We start from the raw sequence: 15,946 nt of genomic DNA on the forward strand, positions 1-15,946 counted from the left end.
TCCGGACCTCGTCCCGCCGGGATCGCTCACTGCATGGTTGCAGCGATCTTCTCTGCCGACATCAGCACCGGAAAGTTGGTGTTGGCGCATGGCACCACCGGGAAGATCGAGGCGTCGACGACCCGCAGACCCTGGACACCCCTGACGCGGCCCTGGTTGTCGACCACCGCCATCGGATCGTCGGCCCGGCCCATGCGGCATGAGCACGAGGCGTGCCACACGCCGATGGTCGCCTTGCGCACGAAGGCTTCAAGCGCCTCGTCGTCGTTGATCACGTCATCGAAGGTGAAGCCTTCGACCACGAAATTGTCGATCAGATAGTGACGCAGCGCCGCCGGCCCGTCCATGAGCGCCGCCGCGACTCTGGTCAGGATCTTGTTCCCGGTGTTGACCACGCCGATCTTGCGGACCTTGTCGGTATAGGCGGCCGGGAACGGCTTGTCCGTCACCTTCCTGACGATTTCGCTCATCTGCACCGCCGCCATCTTGCGGAAGCCGCTCATCAGCCGATCGAGGTCGCGCCGGTCCGACAGCAGGTTGAACTCGACGATCGGCTCTGCGGAAGGGTCGCGCGAGGCAAGCTTGACCTGTCCGGTCTCGGAATAGGTCTTGTTGACGAAGGTCAGCAGCGAGCCGATTTGCGCGCCGACCGCGTGCCAGGCCGATTTGCTGAGCACGACGACGAACATGTCGCCCTTCGGCACCCCTGACAGCCCGGACGAATAACGCAGGCCAAGCTGCATGTGGCGCCTGGTATGCTCGTTCATGCGCGCGCCGCGGCGGACAAAGGACGACAGCGAAATCGAGGGATGATCCATCAGGCGCTGGCCGACGCCCGGCAAGCCCGTCAGCACGGGAATCCCCATGTCCTTGAGGTGGCCGACCGGGCCGATACCGGCGCGGAGCAGATGCGCCGGCGAATGGATGGCGCCGCTGGAGAGAATGATCTCGCGTCCGCGGAATTCCTGCTCCCGCCCGTCGACCCTGGCCTTCACGCCGACGCATTGCGTGCCTTCGAACAGCAGCTCCCGAACTTGCGTGTTGGTGGAGATCGTGAGGTTGGCGCGCTTGCGGGTGTCGCGATCGAGATAGCCCATCGCGGCGGAGACGCGCTGCTCGGCCTGGTTGGAGTGCGTCACCGCGAAATAGCCGTCGACGAACTCGCCGTTCTGGTCCGCCACGAATTGATGACCGGCCTGCTGGAAGGCATCGGCGAAGGCCTGCGAATGCCGTGTCCAGTGCTCCCGCGGAATCCGGCGCACCGGGATCCGGCCGTCCTTGCCGTGATACGGGCCGTCGAAATCGAGGTCGCGCTCGACCTTCTTGAAGAACGGCAGCACGTCGTTCCACGTCCACCCCTCGGCGCCGCGCGCATCCCATTCGTCGTAGTCGGTCGGCGCGCCGCGGTTGGCCATCTGGCCGTTGATCGACGAGCCGCCGCCGAGCACGCGCGCCTGCTCGTATTTGCGCAAGGGCGGACGCGCTTCGTTCGGATTGTTGTGGCTGACGACCTGCGTCGTGACCTTCAATTCCGTCCAGTGGAAGCGCGGATCGAAATAGGCCGTGCCCGGATAGCTGTCCCTGATCTCGGCCGGCTCGTTGCCGGGTGGTGTGTCCTGTCCGGCTTCGCAGAGCAGGACCTTGTTGGCACTCTTTGCGGAGAGCCGGTGGGCCAGCACGGACCCCGCCGAGCCGCCGCCCACGATAATGTAGTCGTACACGATTGGCGTTTCCTCTTGTTCTTGTGCTCAAGAGGTTAGCGCGGATTTATTTCGAGGTCACGCCACGGCTTTTGTTGGTGGCGCCATGAGGTCTGCAGGGTGGGACGATGCCGCGGGGCGAGACGGACGGCGGGTGTGCGCCGTCTCGCTCGATGAACCCTATTGCAGCACTTTCGGCATCACGATGACGACGTCCACCTGCTTGTCCAGCACCTGCGATGCGACCGCGGCGATGTAGGGCGAGTAGCTGTCCTCGATGTCGGACGCGACCTCCGCGTTCCCGGCGAATGCGTAGAGCATCGTGCCCTCGATATTGTCGAAGCGGATGCCCGCGAAGACGCGATCGAACGTCTCGGCGCCGACGATGCCTGCCATGAGCGCCTGGATAGCCTGGTCCTGGACGAGTGTGAGCTTCATCATGCCGATGAGATATGGACCATCTTCCCGGATACAAGATGCTCAGCAACGATGCCGGCCTGTTCTCATTGCCCGGTCGGTCTCACGGTGTTGTCGTGCCGCCGTTTCAGCCCGCGGGCCTGGCAGCGGTCTGCGGCAGCGGCGGCTTGCGCTCCGGAAGCTTCTTTTTCGGCGGCGCCGGCAGCAAGCCTTCCCTGATCGCCTGCTTGCGAGCGAGCTTGCGGGCGCGGCGAATGGCCTCGGATTTTTCGCGCGTCTTTCTCTCCGACGGCTTCTCATAGGAGCGCCGCTGTTTCATTTCCCGAAACACGCCCTCGCGCTGCATCTTCTTCTTCAGGACACGAAGCGCCTGGTCGACATTGTTGTCGCGAACAAGTACCTGCAATTGTGTCTCCTCGTCCGGCTGCGAAATACGGCAGTCCTGCACGCAGCCGATTGCGCAGGAGCTTCATTGCGATCGTGAGGATGACAGTGACGGCGATCTTCAGCGCCGGCCTCGAACACGCGAGCTGCTTGTCGCCGCGATACAGTTCGGGGACGACGTGAACACTCCCGGGCCGCCGTGTCAATCGATAAGGCCGCCGTGCGCGTCAATTCGCCACCTGAAGCCTATTCCGGGCCGCGCGAGAGGTGTTTTCACCGTCATCGCCTGCGCAAACGGCGCTTAAGCCGCGGCCGCCTGCGCCGACAGCAACCGCTTCAGCTTCGCGGCCGGGACGGCCGGGCTGAACAGCCAGCCCTGCATCTGGCTGCATCCGAGCTGGCGCAGCACCTCGCGCTGCGCCTCGGTCTCGACGCCTTCGGCCGTCGTCGCCATGCGGCGGGCGGCGGCCATGTGCACCACGGCCTGGACGATCGGAGAGGAGTCCTCGGGCTCGCCGATGTCGCTGATGAAGCTGCGGTCGATCTTGATCTTGTCGAAGGGGAAGCGGTGCAGATAGCTCAGCGACGAATAGCCGGTGCCGAAATCGTCGAGCGCGATGCGCACGCCGAGCTCGCGCAACTGCTGGAGGATCGTCAGCGCCTCCTCGTCGTCGCGAATGAGGACGGTTTCGGTGACCTCGAGCTCGAGCCGCCCGGGCGCCAGGCCCGATTCGGCAAGCGCGGCGGCGACCTTGAGCGCCAGCGTCTTGGAGCGGAACTGCACCGGCGAGACGTTGACGGCGATGTGGATATCGCCCGGCCAGGAGGCCGCCTCCGTGCAGGCCTGCTTGAGCACCCATTCGCCGATCTCGCCGATCAGTCCGGTGTCTTCCGCGACCGGAATGAAGTCGGCGGGCGAGACCATGCCGCGCTCCGGATGGTGCCAGCGCAGCAGCGCCTCGCAGCCGGTCACGACATTGGCCGCGAGGTCGACCAGCGGCTGATAGTGCACCTCGAACTCGCCGCGCGCGAGCGCCTGCCGCAGATCGAGCTCCAGCTGCCGGCGCAGCCGCGCCTTGGCGTCGTATTCGGGCACGAAGACGCGGAAGGTGCGGCGGCCCTCGGATTTGGCGGCATACATCGCCAGGTCGGCGCGCTTGAGCAGGTCGTCGAGATTGTCGCCGTGGTCGGGCGCGATCGCGATGCCGATGCTGGCATCGGTCGGAACCTCCTGGCCCTTGCAGTTCACGGGCGCACGCAATGCGTTGAGGATCGTTTCCGCCAGCGCCGTCAGCTCGGCCTGGTCGCTGGTGCCGGCCTTGACGATGGCGAATTCGTCGCCGCCCAGCCGCGCGACGAGGTCGTTGCCGCTGACGCAGGCGCGCAGGCGGTTCGCGACCTGGCGCAGCAGCTCGTCGCCGACCTCGTGTCCGAGCGAATCGTTGACGCCCTTGAACTCGTCGACGTCGATATAGAGGATCGCGAACGGCTTGCCCTCGGCAAGCTCCGCCACGCGGCGTTCCAGATGGCCGCGCATCAGCACGCGATTGGGCAGGTCGGTCAGCGCGTCGTAATGCGCCATATGCGCGATGCGTTCGTCGGCGCGGATGCGCTCGGTGACGTCGTCATGGGTGGCAAGCCAGCCGCCGGCGGCGCCGGGCTGGTTCTTGATCTCGATCAGGCGGCTGTCGGCGGTCTCGACGATCGCGCTCTGGGTCCGTCCGACACTGCTCAAAATGCCGTCGCAATAGGAATCGACGTCGCCGTCGAACGACCCGGTGTCGTGGCGATGCTGGATGACGTCGCGGAAATAGGCCCCGGGCTTCACCACGTCGGCGGACAGGTGGTACATCTCGATGTAGCGCCGGTTGCAGACGATCAGCCGCTCGTCCTGGTCGAACATCAGAAGGCCCTGCGTCATGGTGTTCAGCGCGGTGTCGAGCCGCTGCTTCTCCAGCGAGAGCCGGCGGGTCATCTGGCGGAAGATCAGGAACAGCGTCAGGACGAGCAGGCCGATCGACAGCACGGCCACGGTGACGAAGAATTTCGTTTGCGTGCGCCAGGTGGCGAGCGTCGCGTCCAGCGACCTGGTCGCAACGATCACCAGCGGCGCGCCGGTCAGGAGGCGGGAGGCGACGATGCGGTCCTTGCCGTCGATCGGGCTCGCGAGCTGCATCGTGACGAAGGTGCGCTCGAACACGGCTTTCTGCTCGGGGGAGCCGGTGTGGTAGTTCTGCCCGATCATCGCGTCGACATGCGGAATGCGCGCAAGCAGCTGGCCGTTCTGGTGGTGCATCGCGATCGAGGAATCGTCGCCGAGCCCCGTCGAGGCAAAGAAGGATTCGAGCTGGTCGGGCGTGATCGCGCGCGAGACCATGCCGAGGAATTCGCCATGGGGGCCGGAGACGCGCCGCGCGAACACGATCGCCGGTCCGTTGCCGAACCGTCCGGGCACGACCTCGATCTCCTCCTGCGAGGTCGGGTCGGATTTGAGGCGGTTGAAATAGCCGCGGTCGGCGACCGAGATGTCGGCGACCGGCCAGCGCCGCGACGAGTTGATGAGCGCGCCGTTGGCGTCGAACACATTGGCGCCGGCGACGTCGGACCAGCCGCTGGCTTTTGCGCGCAACGCCTCGTGCATGGCGAGGGTGCCCATCTCGCTGCGGAAGACGTCGGTGGAGGCGATGCCGTGGCTTTCGAGCTCGGCGATGACGCTCTTCTGGAGCACCGCGAAATCCGCGAACTCGCGGTCGAAATGGCGGGCCAGCAGGCGGACGGCACTCTCCAGGCTGTCGCGGCCGCTCTCGATCGCATTCTGCCGGAAGCGATCGACGGTGAGCGCGGTGCCGATGGCGGTTGCAGCCATCAGCACGAAGCCGCCGACGATCAGCCATGTCAGCGGCGCCCCGCGCCAACGGCGCAGCAGCGCGCGCATCCGCGCGGTCCATCGGATCGATGTGCCCATCCAGCCCTCCCGTGGGATGCAAGATGCAGCAAAACCGACAAGACCCCGTTACCAGTGAGGGTTACGAAAATATGAATCGGAACGGAATCGGGAGGTTGGCGCCCCGGCTGGCGGAAAGCCAGTCCGCAAGGCAAGTTACGCCTCGCCGCCCCGCCCTGCGGTTCTACTGTGCTTGGGGTTGTTTTCGCGTTTTTGTTTGAGCGCAGCCGCCCAGGGTCGGCGGAGGCCACATCTCACCGGCGGATCTCCCAGTTCAGCGCCTCCGCGTTGCCCTTGGCGAACATCGCCGGCACGTCGAACTTGCCGGTCTTGAGGTCATAACGGCATCTCCAGTCGGCCAGTCCCTTCACGGCGACGTTCTTCGGATGCTTGTCCATTTCGCCCGACAGCGAGATCAGGAGGTAGCGGTTGTTGGGCCAGTCAACGCCGAGCCAGCGATAAGCATCTTCGGTGCCCTTCATCAGATTGGCCGAGATGTGGTAGTCGAGCTTCATGTTCTTCGTGTCCGGCCGGCTGTGGAAATAGGCCCAGGCGAGGTCACTGAGCGACTTCTTCGTCGCGCTCACGAAGGCGCCGTTCTCGACATGGTAGAGAAACAGATCCTGCTCGCCCGAGCCGGTCTTCTGCATCCGCACCAGCCATTGCGAGTCGCTGGTGAAGCGGAAGCCGGCGCCATAGCCCTGCTCGGGCTTCAGCTCCGTCATCCGCTCGCCGTTCCTCGCCCAGGCCTGCCATTTGACGTCGAAATCCTTGCTGTCCTTCATGTACTGCTCGATCCGGGTGGCGCCGTCGGGCGAGGTGAAGGCGAGATCGGCATTGTCGGTGAGGATGTAGTCCGGCGGCGGGCCCGAGGCGGCAAGTGCGGGGGTGGCGGCGAGCATCACGGCAAGCGCCAGCCATGGCGCGGGGCGGCAGAATGCAGTCACGGGAAAAATCCTCAAAAAATAGGCCGCGATGCGGCCTCGATCATTTGACGCCGACGGGGCCGCGCCGGTTCATCCGTAGCGGGTGGGAACGGAGGGCGGTAATCCCTTCGACCGTCTTGCTGCCGTAGCCAAATCGGAGCAACTTGCCGTCATCGGCCGATTTGCCAGCAAGGGTCTGCTTTCTGATGATGACCGCTTCCAAGGCTTTCATTGCATTCTGCCTGCTCGCGGTGGTCGGCACCGTGCTGGTGATCGGCCCCACCGAGCTGCGCCGCCTGTTGCCGGGCGGGACGAGCACCGAGATCGCCGTCGCGGCCAAGCCTGAGGCCAAGGTCGGAGCCAACGCCGAAATCAAGACCGAACCTAATCCCGAGACCAAGGCAGCGCCGACGCCCGAAGAACCGAAGCTCGCGGCCGGCGCGCCGCCCGCGTCCGCCGCCGCGCCGAAGCCTGCGGGTCCACTGGCCGAGACGCAGAAGCAGGTCACGGCGCTGGCTGATCTCGTGCCGGTCAAGCCGCCGGTGGCCGCGACCGACGCCGGTCCCCGGTTCGACGTCGCGCGCATCGACGACCATGGCGAAGCGGCGGTGATCGCGGGCCAGGCCACGCCGGGCGCAAAGGTCGAGCTGCTGCGCGACGGCCAGCCGCTTGATTCGGTCGTGGCCGATGCGTCGGGCCAGTTCGTCATGACGCCGCCGCAACTTCCCGCCGGCAGCTACGAGCTGACCCTGCGCGCCAGGGCGCCGGATGGCACCGTCACGCAGTCCAGCCGCACCATGCCGGTGACGATCGCGGAGGCGGCGCCGCCGCCGGCGCGCGTTGCACCGCCCGCCGCCAAACTGGAAACGAAGCGGGCCGCGACGCCGGACGCGAGATCGGATGTCGTGGCATCCCTGCCGTCGGCATCGGACAGGCCCGCGGCGCGGCCCAGAATGATGGGCGCGACGAAATCTAGGGGCAGCATGGCGCGAGCGCCTGCCGCCACGACGGTCGCATCGGCGTCGCCGGGCGACGCCCTCAGCGGCACACCGGCGGAGGCGGGCGGCAGTCGGGTGATCTCCCGCGGCGACAGCCTGTGGGCGCTCAGCCGGCTCGCTTACGGCGACGGCGCCCGCTACGCCGTGATCTTCAACGCCAACCGCGCGAAGATCCACAACCCGAACCTGATCTATCCCGGCCAGACTCTCGTGCTGCCGCAAAAGGCGGAATGAGCGCGGCGCTTCTTCTCGCCGCCGCGACGCTTTGACCGTCGTACTCCCGGAACCTTTGGTTCCCCCGCGCGTCATGTGATGCGAGGTGGTGCGCGCTTGGCGCTGGAGGAGGGCCAAGGTGGTCAGGTCAGCGATCATGTCGGGATCACGGATGGGCCCCGTGCTGGCGGGCGCCGCCCTTGTCGTTCTGGCGGTGCTGCTGCCGAACAGGGCCGAAGCGCAGTTCGGGCTGCGCGGCGGGCCGCTCGGCGTCGCGCGGTTCGCCGTCGGCCACGTGATCGGCCTGTCGCGCCTGCGTCATGCCCGCATGGCGGTGCGAGGCGGCGGATACCGCTCCGCCGCGTTGCGGTCGCAGGATCCCCGCGGCGTCGAGAGCCGGCAACCGCCCAATCCCGCCATCCTGCGCGCGGTGCTCACGGCGCAAGCGGCGCTGTCGGGCTGGCATGGCGGCCGCCGCCCGCAGGGCTGGTGGCGCCACCCCGACGGCAGCTATGGCTGGGCCGGTCCGGTGTTCTGGCCGTTCGCCCATGACGATCTCGCCAATGCCGTCATCCTCGGCGATACGACCAGCATCTCGCTCTACGGCTACGGCGACATCTACGCCGCGCTGTTCTCGCCCTATGCGGCCAAGGAGCTTGCCGCCTACGCCGCGCCGCAAGGCCGGTTTGCGCGCAGGATTCCGTCGGCGCAAAACATCTGTGACGTCAGCGATCCCGCCGGCTTCCCCGCGGATCGCATTGCTGCCGCCGTGCAGCCGAACGAATTGCAGCGCACCGCGCTCGATGATCTCAGTGCCGCCTGGACGGCGGCGCGCAACAGCATTCGCGCGACCTGCCCGGCGCAGGTGCCTGCGACCGCATCGGAGCGCCTCGGCCTGATGCGCGAGCGCCTGGAGGCCATGATCAAGGCAACGGACGCGATAGCGCCGCAGCTCGCCAAATTTGTCGATCTGCTCGACGCGAACCAGAAGAAGAAATTCGACGCGCTGGGGCAAGAGCGTCTCGCCGCGCTTGCAGCGGGCCAGCACAAGGATGCGCAGGCAGCAAGCGCCTGCGCGGCGGACAGCGATCCTCGCTATGACACCCAGCTGCAGCGCCAGTACGAGCAGCTCGTGCAGCAGCAATGGCCCGTGGCCGACATCGCGTCCACGCTTCGCCTCGACGACATCGGCCGCGCCCGGCTCGACGTGCTCCAGGACACCACGCTGCGCACCATAGAGACGCTGAGCGCCTGCCCGGCCAAGCCCGCCGCGACACCGCAAGGCCGCCTCACGGCCGTGAAGGCACGGCTGGAGACGATGCTGCAAGCGGTGAACGGCGTTGCCGATGCGCTCGACGATTTCGAGGCGGACCTGAGCGACGAGCAGAAGGCCGGCTTCGAGGCGATCGGACCGAAGCGGGGGGCGTGACTATCCGCACGCCCAGTCGAACTTCATCTCCTTGAAGTCGAGCTGCGCATTGCCGCCGCCGAAATTGTAGCCGCCGAAATATTCCTCGAACTCGATGTAGAACGGGCTCATCTCCGGCACCGCCTGGCACGGCCGCATGGTGCCGCCGAGATGGTTGTGGGCGTGGTCCTTGCTCCAATCGTGCAGGCGAAAATTGTCGCGGCTCGGCACGCCGCCGACATAATAGTAATAGGGCTGATAGCCGGTCGGTGGGTTCTGGCGGACGTGCTCGTCCTGCGGGCCCTTGCCGGCATTGGGATCGCTCGCGCGCGGCGTCAAGGCGATCGCGCGGGTCTCGGCGAGATCGGCGCGCGGCGGCGCGGCGAACATCTTCCTGGCGTAGGGCGCGGCGGCCTCGAAGAAGGCGCAGGCGCCGCCGACATCCAGCCAGCGCGGCCGGTCGGCCGTCGCCAGCGCAAGCGGCGCCGGCGGCGTCGCGAAAGCGCCGTCATATTCCGCCTTGGTCAGCAGCAGCGCAGCATATTCGTAATCGAGAATGTCAGTCATGCGCGACAGGCGCGGATGCGAGGGGAGCGCCAGCACCGTCTCGCGGATTTCAGGATCATCGGGCGCGCCGCCGTCATTGTGATCGGGCGCGGTGGCGAAGAACGACACCGCGACGATGTCTTCGCCATGCACGCGATAATCGTCAGGCAGCAGAAGCGTAAACCCGTGCATCAGCGGATAGCCGGTGACGGGATCGAGCGGCCATTGCTCGGATGTGATGCCCGGCGGCAAGCCATAGACCCAGCCGTGGTCGCGCGCACGCTCAGTCGGACGGTCCAGCATCTGCAAGTCATAGGCGCGCGAAGGCAAGCCAAGCGACACGATCGTCTCCCATCCGGAGTGTGCCTCGTCGTTGAGGCGATCGTTAGTCGCGGGTTGGAGGGATGTGGTTCGTAGTGTCGTCGCAAGAGTCGCGACGACGGTGCGGCTTGCTCCACTGCGCACCCTCCCCCCTTGCGGCAGGGCAATCGCATATGACTTTTGGCAGGGCCTGAGCGCGCGCCTCGTCCTTCGAGACGACCGCTCCGCGGTCTCCTCAGGATGAGGCTAAGCGGCATCCTTGCCGGTCGAAATTGCTGCCGCGAACTCCGTCCTCATCCTGAGGGCCCGCCAAAGGCGGGCGTCTCGTGGGCCGCAGAGCAACGGCCTTAAATGCGATTGCCCTGCCGCAAGGGGGGAGGGAACGCAGCGAGCGTGCGGCTGAGAGCGAGGGCTACCCCCGCCTGCGCGCCGCCGCGGCATCCACCACGTTCTCCACTTCCTCGCGCCAGCTCAATATCTCCATCGCCAGCACGGGATGATTGAATCCCTTGAGCACGAGGTCGTCGAGTGCGCGCGCCTCCACCCAGGGTTCGACCATGCCGTAGACGCGGCGGCTGACCACGATCTGGTTGGCTTTGGCCTCGCCGCAGAGGCGGGAGGCGAGGTTGGTGACGCTGCCGATCGCGGCATATTCCAGCCGCTGCTCGAAGCCGACCTGGCCGAGCGTCGCATAGCCGAGGGCAATGCCGATGCCGAAGCCGAGGCTATGCCCGCGATTGCGCCAGCGCTCGGTCAGCGGGCCGATGGTGTCGCGCATCTCCACCGCCATCTTCACGGCGCGCTGGGTGTGGTCCTCGAATTGAATCGGTGCATTGAACAGGATCATCACGCCGTCGCCGGCATATTTGTCGAGCGTGCCCTCATACTTGAAGATCAGCGTGCCGAGCGCCGCGTGATATTCGCGCAGCACGTTCATCGCCTCTTCCGGCTCGGTCGCTTCCGTGAACGCGGTGAAGCCGCGCAGGTCGCAGAACACGACCGTGACCTCGCGGCGCTGGCTGGTGAGCAGCCCCTCGGGGCTGTCGGAGGAGGCGATCAACTGCGCGACCTGCGGTGCCAGGAACCGCTCGAGCTTGCGGATGCGCTCGATCTCGCCGAGCTGCTTCTCGACGCGCTCCTCCAGCGACTTATTCCAGTCCTTGAGCTGCTCGGTCTGCACGCGCAGCTTGTCCGCCTGGGCGCGCACGGTCTCGTGCGCCGCTTCCAGCGCGTGGCTCTTGTGATCGACCTCGGTGAACAGGCGCGCATTGCGCATCGCCAGCACCGCCTGGTTCGCGAAGGTCCGCATCAGGCCGATGATGCTGGCGGCGAACTCGCCGCCGGCACGGCGCAAAACAACGAGTGAGCCGAGCGTGCCCTGCTGGTCAACCAGCGGCACCACCAGCACGGAGTGGAAGCCGGCCTCGATCGCGACGTCGCGCAGCGGCTGCTCGGCCGCATGGTCGAGATCGGCAAGCGCGATCGGCTCGCCGCTACCGGCGGCATCGCTCAGGATGTTGTCGCCTTCGTCGATCGTGACATGGGCGCCGTCAGCCGATTTGTCGATGCCGTTGGATTCGACCAGGTTGAAGCGACGCGTCCCGGCGTCGAAGCCGTAGATCAGCACCGCATCGGCATGGGTGATCTCGATCGCGCGGGCGGCGATCGTCGGCAGCACCGCGTTGAGATCGAGCGAGGAGGCGACGGCGCGGCCGACCTCTTCCAGCACCTTGAGCTCGTTGATCGATTGCGCGAGATCGCGGGTGCGCTCCTCGACCTTGGTCTCCAGGTTCGAATAGGTCTCCTGGATTTGGGTGGCCATGCGGTTGAACTGGCCGGCGAGATCTTCCAGCTCGTCGGAGGTGTGCACGTCGATGCGGTGGCTGAAATCGCCTTCGCCGAGCTTGTGCGCGCCGTCGCGCAGCGCCGTGATCGGAATGATCATGCGGCGGGCGAGCAGCGTGCCGGCGAGGATCGCGACCATCAGGCCCATGCCGATCAAGAGCGCGATGCGCACCAGCTGATCGCGGATCGGCGTCAAGGCCTGCGTGGTCGGCTGCTCGAACAGCACGCTCCAGCCGAGCTTCGGTACGGTGCTCGCGGCGGTCAGCACCGAATAGCCGTTGAAGTCGGTGCCCGACGTGTCGGGCCCGCGGCCGGGCGAAATCGCGGCAGCCACTTGCGGCAGCTTGGAGAGGTCCTTGCCGACATCGGGTCCTTTCGAGGACGTCGCCAGCACGCGGCCGCGCGGATCGACCACATAGGCAAAGGCCGCCTTGCCGACCTGGGCGTCGGACAGCAATTCGGAGAGGAAGCTGAGATCGATCTCAGCGACCGTGACGCCGGCGTTGAAGCCGGAATGCGCCACCGAGATCGACATCAACGGAGTCCTGTCGGAGAACCAGGCCGGCGCGTAGCTGACGCCGCGGGCGACGGTGTCGGTGAAGCGCATGTCGCGGGAGAGGTCGGCATTGCCGCCGGTCGTGGTCGACTGGCGCGAGACGCGCAGCACCTCGCGGCCGTCGCCGTTGAGCTGGAACAGCTGGTTGACCACCGCGACCTGGTGCAGGAGCTGGGCGTAGTCGGCGCGGCGCTTCTCGAGGGTGTCCTGGCTCGCGCGGGTCACCCAGCTGATCTGGCGCTCGAGCTCGGAGATCGACTGTTCCACCCGCCGGGCCGCGGCCTGCGCCTTGTCCTCCAGCCCGTCGGTCAGCTGTGTCTTGGTGGCGCGATAGGAGATCCAGGTCTCCATCGCGCCGCTGACGGCGAGGACGAACACGACGAGGCCGACGAGGGAGACGACGTATTTGGCGAACAGGCCCTCGCGCAGAAACCGTGTCTTGTCGTTCGCTCCCGCCATCCGGATCCTCTTGCGCCGCCATCGACGCCGGCGCTACGGGCCGTACAGGCCCAGCCGCCCTTCTATCACAATTTGGGCCAAGGGACGTCCCGGGGACCGGAGGACCGGCCGGCGTGGTTACCCGAAGTGGACGCCGGGTCGGGCCTAAAGGGTGGTGAATTGTCGCAGGCTCATCCGTTCGGAGGAAGCAGGGAAAGGCCGGGCCGATGTAAGGGATTGGCGTGGAGTCCAGCCCGTTGGTCCGCCAATCACCGATTATTAAAGAGCTGCCGCAACACGTCGTTCATGGGCTGGCTGTCCTGCTGCGCCACCGGCGGCTCGTCCGGGGCCGGGGGCGCCGGCGCGGGCGAGGCCTGCGGTGCCGGTGTGGATGGCGTCGCGGGCAGGCTGCGGCTGCGGCCGGTGCCAGTGCCGGTTGCAGCTCCGCTGGAAAGTCCCTGCTGGATCAGATTGCCGAGCGCCTCGCCCAGCGGGCCGCCGAGCAGATTGTTCTGTCCCGGCTGCTGGGTTTGCGGATTGGCGTTGCTGCCTGCATTGCCGCCACCCGGCGCGGTCGTGCCGCCGAGACCAAGGCTGCCCAGGATATTGCCGAGCCCGGCGCCATCAGGCCCGAACAGGCCCTTGCCCATCTCGCGCAGCTTGGCGTAGGCGGCGTCGGGATTGTCGAGCATGCCGGCCATGTCAGGGTAGATCCGCGGCTGCGACCAGCTGCCCTGGATCATCACGGGGATGCCGAAGCCGACCGGCTCGGAGGCGCGGCCCTGGCCCTCGGTGGTCATCACCAGCTTCGGCTCGACGCGAAAGCCCAACATCTTGGTGTCGAGCGCGATGGTGCCGGCGCCGGTCACGCGCACCAGCGGCCCGATCAGGTTGAGATCGGTCGTCACCGCCTGTCCCTTGTCGATGCGGAAGGAGGCCGAGAGCTGCGACAAATCCGTGCTCTGGTCCTGGCTGCTGTTCTGGTTGTCTTGCCAGCCGGACAGCGTGCCCGATGTCAGCGAGCGGATCATCTGCGCGACGTTGATGCCGCGGATGGCGCCGTCCTGGAAATTGACGAAGGCCGTGCCCTGCATGTTCGCCATCAGGGCGCGCTGGCTGGTGCCGGCGCTGCGCAATGCGAGCTTGGCTTGCAGCTTGCCGTCGATCCGGTCGAACTCGGCAAGGCCCTGGAGCAGGGGCAGCGCGCGCACGCCGACGAGGTCGGAATGCATGGCAAAGCTCGGCGCGCCGCTGGTCGCATCCAGGATCACTTCGCCGGAGACCTGGCCGCCATAGGCGCCGAGATTGGCGGTGCCGGCCTTCAGCACGCCGCCGGCGAGCTTCGCATCGAGCGCCAGCGGCGCAAGACGCGCATCGCCGATCACGGCGTCGTTCGCGGAGATCCTGATTTGTGCATCGACATAATTGAGCCCGGACACGTCGATCGGCACATTGCTCCAGGGCTGTCCGGACGCACCGTCCGGCGATTTCGCCAGCGGAATCGTGAGCCGCTGGAAGTCGAGATCGACCTTGACCAGAGGCTTGCTCGCGATGTCGACCGAGGCCCAGCCGTTGAACGCGCCGTCGCCGAGCGTGCCGTTTACGCCGTTGATCATCACGAGATCGCCGCTCAGCCGCATCTCGGCGTGACCTGCGAGCCGGGACTTCAGCACATCAGGCATGTCGATGGCGAACTCCACCGGGATCGTCGGCCGGTCGGTTGGCGGCGCGGGCGTGGTCGCCTTGATGTCGAACTTGGTCGGGTGCTCGCCGACGCGCGCGGTGCCGGTGATGCTGACGTTGCGGTCGCGGCCAACGACGGCATCGGCATTGATGGCGCTGATGCGGCTCTCGACGCGATCGCGCACGCGCGCGAATGCGACCTCGCCGTCGGTGACCTTGACGCGATCGATGGTCGCGCCGTCCGTGTCGAGCGCGAGCGGCTTCGACGAGGCGCCGGCATTCGGCAGGCGCTCACGCAGCAGCGGCTGGTAGAGCACGGGGCGGGTGACGATGAGCTCGCTGATCTTCGGGTGGCCCGACCAGACGCTGGAGAGCGACATGTCGGCCTGCACGCTGTCGACGGTGAGGCGCGTAATGCCGCTGCGGTCCTTCGGATTCTGAAGCGTGAGATCGTTCAAGGTGACGTTCAGCGTCGGCCACAGGCTGATCCTGGTGGTGCCGTCGATCGACAGGCGATAGCCCGTCGCGCTCTCGACCCGCGACGCAATCGTCGAGGTCAGGAAGCCCGATGGGATCCCGACCACGAGGAGAAGCGCGATCACGATGACGACAGCGGCGACCGCGGCGCCGGCGAATTTCACTGCTCTCATGTCGACTTTCCAACGACGGACGAACGGTGCCGAATCCGGCCGCTCACCCGTCCTATGCGCGTGAGTTTATCCCGGGACGGGAAGCCGCTCCAAGCGGTCAAAAATAGTCAGGGGGTGCTGCAAAGTTATGTGACTTATGACACACTTCTCCGGCGCGGTTTTACGCGATTCTGGACGTTGATGGTTCCAGCCGATTTGCCAGCGAAATTGACAAGTAAATTCACAAGGAAGTTGAAATGAGCAAGCAGGCCGAATTTGCGGTCATCCTGAAGATGAACCCGATGTTCGCCGATCTCGGCGCAGACGAGCTCCAGCGGCTGTCCAATCTCTGCCACACCCAGCATCTGGCGAATGGCGAGGTGCTGTTCCAGAAGGGCGATGCCGGAGACGCGCTGTTCGGCATGCGCCGCGGCCAGGTCCGTATCGAGACCGGCGCCGCCGACGGCAGCCGGCTGACGCTGAATTTCATGGGGCCGGGCGACCTGTTCGGCGAGGTCGCGGTGCTGGACGGCCAGAACCGCACCGCGGACGCGACCGCGGGCGAAGCCAGCGAATTGTTCGTGCTGCGGCGCGAAGACTTTCTCTCCTTCCTCGAGCGCGAGCCGAAGGTCGCGATCAAGATCATCGCGCTGCTGTGCCAGCGCATCCGCTGGCAGAGCGAGCGCATGGAAGAGTCCATGCTGCAGCCGCTGCCGGTTCGCCTCGCGCGGCGGCTCTGCGCGCTCGCCGCCGATTTCGGCTCGGAGGTGCACATCTCGCAGGAGCAGCTCGGCGTCTTCGTCGGCGCCGCCCGCGAAAGCGTCAACCGCCAGCTTCAGGCCTGGCGCAAGGACGCGATCCTCGATCTCCAGCGTGGCCGTATCCTGCTGAGGAACATGACCAAGCTGACGGCGATCGCGCGGAACGAGTAGGGGCTC

12 protein-coding genes are annotated in these 15,946 nt (G+C 66.5%); 3 read left to right on the forward strand and 9 right to left on the reverse strand.

Annotated elements, in window-relative coordinates:
- Positions 1–26 precede the first annotated feature (26 nt).
- The 6 genes from ACVWW6_RS08620 to ACVWW6_RS08645 all read right to left on the reverse strand — a co-directional run bounded on the left by ACVWW6_RS08620 (position 27) and on the right by ACVWW6_RS08645 (position 6,603).
- Positions 27–1,721 (reverse strand): GMC family oxidoreductase, encoded by a 1,695-nt coding sequence (locus ACVWW6_RS08620; protein WP_456680526.1) that lies wholly within the window; start codon positions 1,719–1,721, stop codon positions 27–29.
- Positions 1,722–1,880: 159 nt separating this feature from the next.
- Positions 1,881–2,141 (reverse strand): hypothetical protein, encoded by a 261-nt coding sequence (locus ACVWW6_RS08625; RefSeq protein ID WP_038967442.1) that lies wholly within the window; start codon positions 2,139–2,141, stop codon positions 1,881–1,883.
- A gap of 103 nt (positions 2,142–2,244) precedes the next feature.
- Positions 2,245–2,523, reverse strand: a complete 279-nt coding sequence (gene rpsU, locus ACVWW6_RS08630) for a 30S ribosomal protein S21 (protein ID WP_011083197.1) — start codon at positions 2,521–2,523, stop codon at positions 2,245–2,247.
- Positions 2,524–2,802: 279 nt separating this feature from the next.
- On the reverse strand, positions 2,803–5,466 hold the full coding sequence (locus ACVWW6_RS08635; RefSeq protein WP_456680527.1) for a bifunctional diguanylate cyclase/phosphodiesterase: 2,664 nt from the start codon (positions 5,464–5,466) through the stop codon (positions 2,803–2,805).
- A 233-nt stretch (positions 5,467–5,699) separates the two neighbouring features.
- The gene (locus ACVWW6_RS08640; RefSeq protein ID WP_404525091.1) at positions 5,700–6,392 is read right to left on the reverse strand and encodes a hypothetical protein; all 693 of its coding nucleotides are present in this window, start codon (positions 6,390–6,392) and stop codon (positions 5,700–5,702) included.
- Between the two features lie 40 nt (positions 6,393–6,432).
- A complete protein-coding gene (locus tag ACVWW6_RS08645; RefSeq protein ID WP_304549529.1) occupies positions 6,433–6,603 on the reverse strand; it encodes a hypothetical protein in 171 nt (56 codons plus the stop codon).
- Here ACVWW6_RS08645 and ACVWW6_RS08650 point away from each other — a divergent pair.
- Positions 6,578–7,603 carry a LysM peptidoglycan-binding domain-containing protein gene (locus tag ACVWW6_RS08650; RefSeq protein ID WP_304549528.1) on the forward strand — a complete coding sequence of 342 codons (1,026 nt, stop codon included), beginning with the start codon at positions 6,578–6,580 and terminating at the stop codon, positions 7,601–7,603. The two genes, ACVWW6_RS08645 and ACVWW6_RS08650, sit on opposite strands and share 26 nt — an antisense overlap.
- Positions 7,604–7,739: 136 nt before the next feature.
- On the forward strand, positions 7,740–9,011 hold the full coding sequence (locus tag ACVWW6_RS08655) for a Spy/CpxP family protein refolding chaperone (protein WP_456680528.1): 1,272 nt from the start codon (positions 7,740–7,742) through the stop codon (positions 9,009–9,011).
- Here the strand turns inward: ACVWW6_RS08655 and ACVWW6_RS08660 are convergent, their stop codons facing one another.
- The 3 genes from ACVWW6_RS08660 to ACVWW6_RS08670 form a co-directional block, all read right to left on the reverse strand.
- Positions 9,012–9,878 (reverse strand): hypothetical protein, encoded by an 867-nt coding sequence (locus tag ACVWW6_RS08660; protein WP_370205217.1) that lies wholly within the window; start codon positions 9,876–9,878, stop codon positions 9,012–9,014.
- 391 nt (positions 9,879–10,269) lie between these two features.
- Positions 10,270–12,717 carry an adenylate/guanylate cyclase domain-containing protein gene (locus tag ACVWW6_RS08665; protein ID WP_390894469.1) on the reverse strand — a complete coding sequence of 816 codons (2,448 nt, stop codon included), beginning with the start codon at positions 12,715–12,717 and terminating at the stop codon, positions 10,270–10,272.
- 248 nt (positions 12,718–12,965) lie between these two features.
- Complete coding sequence (locus ACVWW6_RS08670) at positions 12,966–15,029, reverse strand: AsmA family protein (RefSeq protein ID WP_456680529.1); 2,064 nt, start codon at positions 15,027–15,029, stop codon at positions 12,966–12,968.
- 236 nt (positions 15,030–15,265) lie between these two features.
- Between ACVWW6_RS08670 and ACVWW6_RS08675 the strand changes: the two genes are divergently transcribed.
- Positions 15,266–15,940 (forward strand): Crp/Fnr family transcriptional regulator, encoded by a 675-nt coding sequence (locus ACVWW6_RS08675; protein ID WP_028175670.1) that lies wholly within the window; start codon positions 15,266–15,268, stop codon positions 15,938–15,940.
- The last annotated feature ends 6 nt before the right edge of the window (positions 15,941–15,946 follow it).

The organism is Bradyrhizobium sp. USDA 3311, from assembly GCF_054062495.1.